Origin of the sequence: Planktothrix sp. (genome assembly GCF_046067725.1) — a bacterium.
Classification (GTDB): domain Bacteria; phylum Cyanobacteriota; class Cyanobacteriia; order Cyanobacteriales; family Microcoleaceae; genus Planktothrix.
In genome coordinates, this window is sequence record NZ_JBJUDF010000263.1 from 1 (window position 1) to 8,986 (window position 8,986).

An 8,986-nucleotide genomic window follows, 5' to 3' on the forward strand; every position below is an offset into this window, starting at 1 on the left:
AATTTGTCTTTGTTCCCAGATCGGGTTATGATTTGATTTCCAGTTTTTACTTTCTTTGTTAATGCGAGTTTTTAAACTGGGATAATCATCTTTCCAATCCTTTTGAACTTCCTTAGATAACTCCTCATTAGCAGATTCTAAGATATCGTTAATTTGTTGAGAGATAGTTTCAATTTTCTCTTTTTCTTTTAGTAATTTGCTTTCTCCTTCATCATACTTTTGCTTTTCTTGATCTAATTGAGCATTAAGCTGTTTTAAATCTCCTTGACAATCTTCAATAAGTTGTTTGATTTTGGCGATAGAGTTTTTGAGTTTAATGATTCCTTTATCATTAGCTAAAAAGTCTTCTAAATGTTTAATAAAAAATTGAAAATTTTGATAATATTTTTCTTCTTTATCTGTCAGGTTAGAATTTTCATGATTGTTTTTTTGCTTTTGAATCGCGTTAAACGCTAATTTAGCAGAGATAAAATGAATCTGATTTTTATCTTGAATAATAGCATCCTGTCCAGTTTCCAAAATGTAGGCTGACTTTTGAATCTGCTGGTACTCATTATCCCCGTCTAAATGATCCATAAAATTCACTAGAATAAAAAGATTAGATACAGGTTGATTACCTTTACCTCCATTCAGTTGATTTCTGATGTCTTTTAATAACTCTCGTTCTTGTTGCGTTAAGATTTGTATAGCAGATAATACAAAGATCACTGCGTCGGTGTCTTTTAATAGTCGCTTTGTTATTTCCGTTGCATCAGGATGTTGATTAAGTCCAGGGGAGTCAACCAGTTCAACCCCGTTTTTACAAATTTCTAATTCATCATGTTCATAAATAATTTCATCAATATCTGACTTTGCAAACTCTTCACTAAGATGGCTAATTGCTGCGTCTTCAGACATGGCTGCTATTTCTTTATATTCTTCTATAGAAATTTGCTTTGTATCCTTACGTTTTTTGTAACAACAGGTTACACGCTTTTGCTCTCCGTATTTTAAAACTGTAATCGCTGAAGTGCAGGGAATGACTCTCACAGGTTGAATATCTTCTCCTACAATAGCATTCAAAAGGGTAGATTTTCCTTGATTAAACGCTCCAACAACTGCTATACGAAAACGCGAAAACTTGAAAAATTCCTTGGTTTTTTGAAGAGTATTAGAACAGTTATAACTGCTTTCTTGAAGTTTGATAATTGGGTCAGTTGCTTCTAAACAGTTTTTAATATCAATAACAACAGTTTCCAGAGGCGTAAGGCTTTCGTTCTCTAAAGTTTTAATAAAATTTTTGATATCTTCTAACTTCCGATACTGAATTGGAGCAATTTTACGCAAATGGTTTTGGATATATTGAATACTTTTAGTTAAAAGTTGATCTGAACTCTGCAAATCATCAATGAATTGGAAAAATTCTTTTAATTCAAAAGTTAATTTTTGTTGAGGATGAGTAAATAATGATTTTAATCGATTTTGACGATTTTCACTAATTAGCAACGTATTAGAGGCTTTGTCTAAATCGAATTGATGGTTCTTAAGATTGTTATCTGCATTAGCAATTATATATCCTAAACAAATTAACAGAAATCTTTCTGTTTCCGGTAACTCTAAAATTGATAAATCATCCCACTCAATATGTTTTTGAGATACTTTTAAAATTAAATCCTCTGACCACTGGTATAAGTTATTATCGGGCTTCGTAATATAGTTTAGGATATCTTTTAGACAGTCTTGTTCTTTGGAAGGTTCAGAACAGTTAATATGAATAGTATTGAGAAGAACTCCTAGAGCCGTGATAAATAGTGTGGAGGTAGTAACATCTTGGGGTTTGAGGTGGTCTATGCTGAGGCGAGAAAGCAAATCAGTTGTTTTATGGGTGAGGTTCATAGATTACCTACTTTATATGTCTGGTGCAATAAAAGAAAAGGTAGAGCTACCTTGAAGTTATTATATCAGCAAAACCTCTCCTCAAGTTAAATGTTTAACCCTTCAATATCTCAGGTATTTATTAAATAGGGCTTGCTGAAAAAAGGCGGAAAGCCAGAACAGATGGGAGGGGAAGGCAAGAAAAAATGAATCAGGTGTAAGGGATGGGTGTAAAATAGGGCAAAAACCTTGCAGGAGTCGGGGAAAATGTACCGTAAAGATGAGCAAGCAACAACATCTTCAGCAAGCCCTATTTAGCGGCGGAAAAGACCGTAAAATTCGAGTTTGGCAACCTGCTCAAGACGAGTAACAATTAATCTCCAAAAGGAATCAATTGTTGTTGTGCTTTAGCAGATTCTCTTCAAGCGAGAGCATCATAGATTGTAATATTTTATTGTAGGGGTTTAGTTGCTAAACCTTCTAGGGGTCTGGGTTGGGAAACCCAACCCCTACTGTTATTTTTCGCTAATCTCATCTTTAAAAATCAAAAGATAAATTTTATTTCATAATAAAAAAGCTAATAATTAATCACAATATAGCAATCCTATTTGATTTGTAGTAGGGGCAATTCATGAATTGCCCCTACGGTAAGGGTTTGAGTCATAGAGGTGATGACAACCGATTTAGACTTGCTATATTGATTACAAAGTAATATTTTAACAACAATATTAAGAAAAGGTTCAAAATAATAATTAATTGAAAAACATCAACCTAAAATGGATCAAAACACAAGCCAATTCTAGGTTCACAGAAACAAAATAGCACTTATCCTAGACGCAATCAATCCCAGCATTAGTCACTTGACAAGAGTGGAAAAATCTGTATTTTGATTAAGTTAAACTTGAAGATCAGGAAATGATGCTTGATTGAGGTGCAGGATACAGAACCCTTGACAAACAACACTTATAAACACAACATCAGGAACGAAGCTAAACGCCTGTATCCTGTCACCCAGGCGATTGTTTGCACGTTAATTGATACTCAGAAAGGAGACTGAATGACTCAATCCTTGATTCCGATTAATGAATGTCCCATCCAAATTGAGGACGATCGCACTGGAACAAGTGTGGAAACCCTAAAACGGGCCTTTGCCGATAATTTATTCTATGAACTGGGTAAGTACGAGTCCATCGCCACAAAGGAAGATTTTTATATGGCGTTGGCTTATACCTTGCGGGATCGGTTGTTAAGCCGTTGGTTAAAAACCGTCAAAACCTACGAAGACCATATTGTCAAAATCGTTTACTATCTGTCCGCCGAATTTCTCATGGGCCGACACCTAGGAAACAGTTTAATTAACCTCCACCTGTATGATCGCGTTCGCCAAGCCGTAGAAGAATCGGGACTGAACTTAGACGAACTCCTCGAACAGGAACCCGACCCCGGTTTAGGAAATGGCGGTTTAGGACGGTTAGCCGCTTGTTTCCTCGACTCCCTCGCCAGTTTAGAAATTCCCGCCGTTGGCTATGGAATTCGTTATGAATTTGGGATTTTCCACCAAACCATGCAAGATGGTTGGCAAGCAGAAATCCCCGATAAATGGTTACGGTTTGGCAACCCTTGGGAAATTCCCAGACCCGAAGAAGCCGTTGAAGTTAAATTTGGCGGTCATACGGAAATTTATCATGATGAGAAAGGACGGGAACGAATTCGCTGGATTCCTGCGGCCACAGTCATCGGTATTCCCTATGATACCCCGGTTCCCGGCTATGATACCAACACCGTTAACCCTCTGCGGTTATGGAAGGCAGAAGCCAGTGATGATTTTAACTTTGAAGCGTTCAACGCGGGGAATTATGACGGTGCAGTCGCCGATAAAATGCGGTCGGAAACCATTTCTAAAGTCTTATATCCGAATGACAACACCCCCCAAGGCAAACAATTACGCTTAGAACAACAATATTTCTTTGTGGCTTGTTCCTTGCGGGATATTGTTAAACGTCATCTTCGCCATAATAGCGGACTTTATAACTTGAATGAAACCGCCGCTATTCAATTGAATGATACCCATCCCGCCATTGCGATCGCAGAATTAATGCGATTATTGTTAGATGAACATGGGATTGATTGGGATTCCGCTTGGCGAGTCACCCAAAAAACCTTTGCCTATACCAACCATACCCTCTTACCCGAAGCCTTAGAGAAATGGTCAGTCAGTTTGTTTGGCTATTTATTACCCCGGCATTTACAAATCATCTATGAAATTAACCGCCGTTTCTTAGAAGATGTGGAACGCTGGTATCCTGAAGATGATCAATTAGTGGGACGGTTATCGTTAATTGAAGAAGGGTCAGAAAAATTTGTGCGGATGGCGCATTTAGCTTGTGTTGGCAGTCATGCCATTAATGGGGTAGCTGCACTGCACACGGACTTGTTGAAAAAAGACACCCTGCGCGATTTCTATAAACTGTGGCCAGAGAAGTTTGTGAATAAAACCAATGGCGTGACTCCTCGGCGTTGGATTTTATTGAGCAATCCCACATTATCAGACTTTTATACCTCTAAAATTGGAGATGGTTGGCTCAAAGATTTGGATCAATTGCGACAATTAGAAAGCTGCATTGATGATCCAGAGTTCTGTGAACAATGGCGACAAATTAAACTGTACAACAAACAACAGTTAGCCGATTATATCTGGAAATTTAATGGGGTTGAAGTTGATCCCCATTCTATCTTTGATATTCAGGTGAAACGGATTCACGAATATAAACGTCAACACCTGGATGTGCTGCACATTATTACCCTTTATAACCGCATCAAACAAAACCCCAATGTCCATATTTATCCCCGGACGTTTATCTTTGGGGGGAAAGCGGCTCCAGGTTATTTCATGGCAAAATTAATCATTAAATTGATTAATGCCGTTGGGGAAGTGGTGAATAAAGATCCCGATGTCCGGGGACGGTTAAAAGTAGTCTTTTTAGCTAACTTTAACGCTTCTTTAGGTCAACGCATCTATCCAGCAGCAGATTTATCCGAACAAATTTCAACCGCCGGGAAAGAAGCCTCTGGAACCGGAAACATGAAATTTGCCATGAATGGCGCCTTAACGATTGGAACCTTAGATGGGGCTAATATTGAAATCCGCGAAGAAGCCGGGTTTGAGAATTTCTTCCTGTTTGGTTTAACCGCAGAAGAAGTCTATACCTTAAAATCTAAAGGCTATAAACCCCTCGATTACTATCATCGAAATGCGGAATTAAAAGCAGTCATAGATCGGATTGCATCGGGTTACTTCTCCCATGGGAAGGAAGAGTTATTTAAACCTTTGGTGGATTCCTTGATGTACCATGATGAATATATGCTGTTTGCGGATTATCAAGCGTATATTGATTGCCAACGAGAAGTGAGTTTGGCATTCCAAGATACGGAAAAATGGACGAGAATGTCCATTCTAAATGCCCTTCGCATGGGTAAATTCTCCAGCGATCGCACCATCCGCGAATATTGCAACGAAATCTGGAATGTTAAATCGATTCCGGTTGAAATGGAAGGATACAACCCAGAAGCAGCAGGCTTGCGCGTAACCAATTAGTCGGAATTACAGTTGACTATTAACGGTTGATAGTTGACTGTTGATTACAGAGTGGGGAGTGGGGGTACAGGGTTTCCCCTATTCCCTATTCCCCATTCGTAATTCGTAATTCGTAATTCCCTATTCCTGAACAGGAGTATCCCATGTCACAATCTTACCCGCCTGATCCGCCCAATCGTCGCTCAAGTAGCCGGTTTGATGAGGGGATTGCCATTGTTGTTGCCTTAGCCACAATGGGTACAATTTTATTTTGGGTCTTAAGTCATCCTAACCGGAAACTGGCGACGACCCCCAATCCCACCTCCACCCCAACTGAAACGACCCGTCAAAATCCTACCTTTTCCCAAATTTTAGAAGAGTTCCTTCCCGATGGGGTTTCGCCTCTACCTGGAACCACACCTCAACCCACAACGACTCCCCCATCCGCGACTACAACACCTCGGCAACCTTGGTGGGTCGGTTTAGGGTTAGTTCCTCAAACTCCCTCAGAGCAACCTGTTGAACCTTCACCCCAACCGCCAGTGACTCCAGTGCTACCCGAAACTACTAACATTACCCCAGCAGAAAGTAGTTGTTCAACTCAACCCAATGGAGGAAATTTGTGTTCAACTCCTACACCGCCTCAAACCGTTCAATCTTCTCCTTCAGAAACCACTTGGGCGAGTCCATTTGTTGCCTATTTTATGAGTAAAAATTGGGCAACCGGATCAGATCAAAAACCCTTTAAACCCAATGAAAAAATTACACGGGGAGAATTTGCAGCCCAATTACAAAGGGCGTTTAATCAAAAACCTGAAGAATCTGCTATTCAATTTAAGGATATTCCTCAAAACTTTTGGGCTAAATCGGCTTTAAAAGCAGTGACTCAATCCGGTTTTTTAGTCGGATATCCAGGGAATGTTTTTCAACCTCAACAAGAAATTCCCCGTGTTCAAGTGTTAGTTGCTTTAGCCAGTGGGTTAAAGCTAAAACCGTCTAAAAATTCTCAACAAACTCTCCAAATCTTTAAGGATGCGGATCAAATTCCATCCTGGGCGGTTGAGGGTGTTGCAGCAGCGACGGAAGCCGGATTAGTGGTGAATTATCCTGATCAAAATACCCTGAATCCTAATCAATCTGCCACCTATGGTGAAGTGGCATCGATGATTTATCAAGGGTTAGTTTATCAAGGAAAAGTAAAACCCATTTCTTCTGATTATATTATTAAATCACCTTAATACTAAACCGTTAAGAGGTAGGGGCTGGTTCTCCTGGAACTGGGTTAATTAAGCTCAATCTTGGTGAACCTGTCACTACTCAAATCAACTGAAACCCCTGTTGAGAAACTAACTCAATACACAGTTGAAGTTGATTCACCTTACTTGTAATACATTTGTATTATATTTAGTAAGTTGGTCAAACGTTCATAAAATTTAACAGACGATAGAGCTTTTGATGGGGTTTCAACTCCCTAAACTGTATTCTGATTCTTAAGAAATACTCAAAACTATCCTCTTGCAAAAGATGTAGGATATTGATTAATATGGTTGAGCATATTCAGCTAACCTTGAACCCATGACTAATCTGACAGAGACGAACCCAACGTCAATGAGTAACACCTTTGAGGATTACTACAGTTCACCTAACTCCACCTTGTTACTGCTGTTAAAAATTGTTGAATATTTTTCTTTGGCTGGTTTTGTAGGCGCAGCATTCATCAATATTTTTGTTCCTGAGTTGCAAGTTGCTAAAATTTATGAAATTATTTTAGTAGCAACTTGGATTTGTTTGTTCTTAATTAATCGGCAGGTTTTTCAGAACTATCAACAGTCAGCTAAACTGTCTAAAATGAAGAAAAATGCTGCACTGTATACGATTTTAACCAGTAATTTAATAGGTGAAAATAATCCTATGGATAACTCGGTGATTACCGCCGCGAGAATCCAAGCATTAGAATATGCTCAGGAGTTAATTGATGACTATAAAAAGACTCGAAGAGATTGCCGAAATATTTACTATGTTTCCCAAACTGCTACAATTGTTTTATCCGGTGTAACTCCAATTTTAGTGTTAGTGGATAAACTGGAAGCTGGGGTATCTTGGTTAAAATGGTTGCCTGTAATTTGTCCAGCAATTGCAGCGATTGTTGCCAGTATTGTCACCTCTTTTCCTTTTCAAGAAAATTGGGTTGCAGCGAATACGGCTGTGGAATTATTAGAAGCGGAACAGGAGAAATTTATCTTAGGGGTGAGTACCCTCTATCAATATGATGCGATGGAAGATGCTCAACTGTCTAAAAAAGCTCAAAGAGCCATTGAAAACTTTATTGTTCAGGTGAATACCATTCATTTGAAACAAGTTCAATCGGCAAGTGAGAAAAAACAAGAACAACCCGCTGATTCAACTCCTACTACAGAAGTTAATGCCCCAACTAAAGCCTAATTAATGGCATTTAAATTTTGAGATTGCAAGACAATAAACAATAAAGTTAACCCGCTTAGGCGGGTTTTTTAATATCATAATTGTGTCTAAAAACGACAATAGTTCATGAGTATTTCTCCGGCTTCGTTTAAGTCTTTCCCTAGAGTCAGAAATCCATCTTCATGTCCAGCCATGACCAAGATTTTCTTTTCCCGTAAATTTTCTTCTTCAAATAATCTGAACATTTCTTGTGCCATTTGGGGTGTTCCATAGGGAACTTCTTTGCGAGTTGTCGGAACCTGATTTAATAACGTTCGCCACAATTGGGGGTGATGAACATGAATCACAGCATTAATATTCGGTTCATAACGATAAATCGCCGCATGGGTTAAGGATTCTGAAGACGCTTGAATTGGCCCACAACAGGTGAGATGATTTTGTTCAATATTAAACTCAGTCACAACAGTGTAATGGTCGGGATCAAGTTTAGCTAAATGTCCGGTTTGGCTTCCTGAAATAATAAATTGTAAAGTATTAGCAATCCGAATACTAATATTCCCGAACCCGATGCCATTTTCATAAACTCCAATCAATCCTAATTCATGAATGCGATCGCGCCAGATCATTAAAGATTCTATTAACTCGACCGCAACATTTTCCCCTGGAATACATTCACAGGAATACTTAACTACACCTTCATCCAGCATTAGAAACCTTCCCTCCAACTGAGAATATAACCAGTTTATAGCAGGGGATAGAAAGTCGGGAAGACAAAGGAAAAGACTTCATCACGCTATTTGGGCGACGACTATAGCATTTTATCAAGAACTTGAGGAATCAATCTTCCCTCAAATGATGATTCAGGGTAGATTCAACCTTGGGTTGATCGAGGAGAATAAGTATTTACTCTCAGCACTATCCCATCAAGCTATTTTGGATTAGAAATAAATTCAGTATTGATACCGTGTTTTGACACTCCCCCGTCAAGCTACGCTGTGACGGGGGATTCTTGTTTCATAGAAGAATGCTTTTTAATGCAAGCACTAATTAGTCTTACATCCTCTCCACAAGCTTGAATTTCCGTATGCCCTACGGTATTTGTTGACAGGATTCTTATACCCTCTTCCCGAATATTTC

At 38.9% G+C, this 8,986-nt stretch carries 5 protein-coding genes; 3 read left to right on the forward strand and 2 right to left on the reverse strand.

All coding sequences use genetic code 11. From position 1 onward, the window contains the following. A partial coding sequence (locus ACKPEB_RS16230; protein WP_408965998.1) for a dynamin family protein occupies positions 1-1,485 on the reverse strand: 1,485 nt, incomplete at its 3' end. 1,426 nt (positions 1,486-2,911) lie between these two features. Here ACKPEB_RS16230 and ACKPEB_RS16235 point away from each other — a divergent pair. The 3 genes from ACKPEB_RS16235 to ACKPEB_RS16245 all read left to right on the forward strand — a co-directional run bounded on the left by ACKPEB_RS16235 (position 2,912) and on the right by ACKPEB_RS16245 (position 7,870). After that, on the forward strand, positions 2,912-5,449 hold the full coding sequence (locus ACKPEB_RS16235) for a glycogen/starch/alpha-glucan phosphorylase (RefSeq protein ID WP_408965999.1): 2,538 nt from the start codon (positions 2,912-2,914) through the stop codon (positions 5,447-5,449). Between the two features lie 143 nt (positions 5,450-5,592). After that, positions 5,593-6,666, forward strand: coding sequence for an S-layer homology domain-containing protein (locus ACKPEB_RS16240; RefSeq protein ID WP_408966000.1), 1,074 nt, complete (start codon positions 5,593-5,595; stop codon positions 6,664-6,666). Positions 6,667-7,003: 337 nt separating this feature from the next. After that, positions 7,004-7,870 (forward strand): DUF4231 domain-containing protein, encoded by an 867-nt coding sequence (locus ACKPEB_RS16245; protein ID WP_408966001.1) that lies wholly within the window; start codon positions 7,004-7,006, stop codon positions 7,868-7,870. Positions 7,871-7,956: 86 nt separating this feature from the next. Here the strand turns inward: ACKPEB_RS16245 and ACKPEB_RS16250 are convergent, their stop codons facing one another. Then, positions 7,957-8,556: a class II aldolase/adducin family protein gene (locus ACKPEB_RS16250; RefSeq protein ID WP_408966002.1), complete on the reverse strand. Its 600-nt coding sequence runs from the start codon at positions 8,554-8,556 to the stop codon at positions 7,957-7,959. Positions 8,557-8,986: the final 430 nt, after the last annotated feature.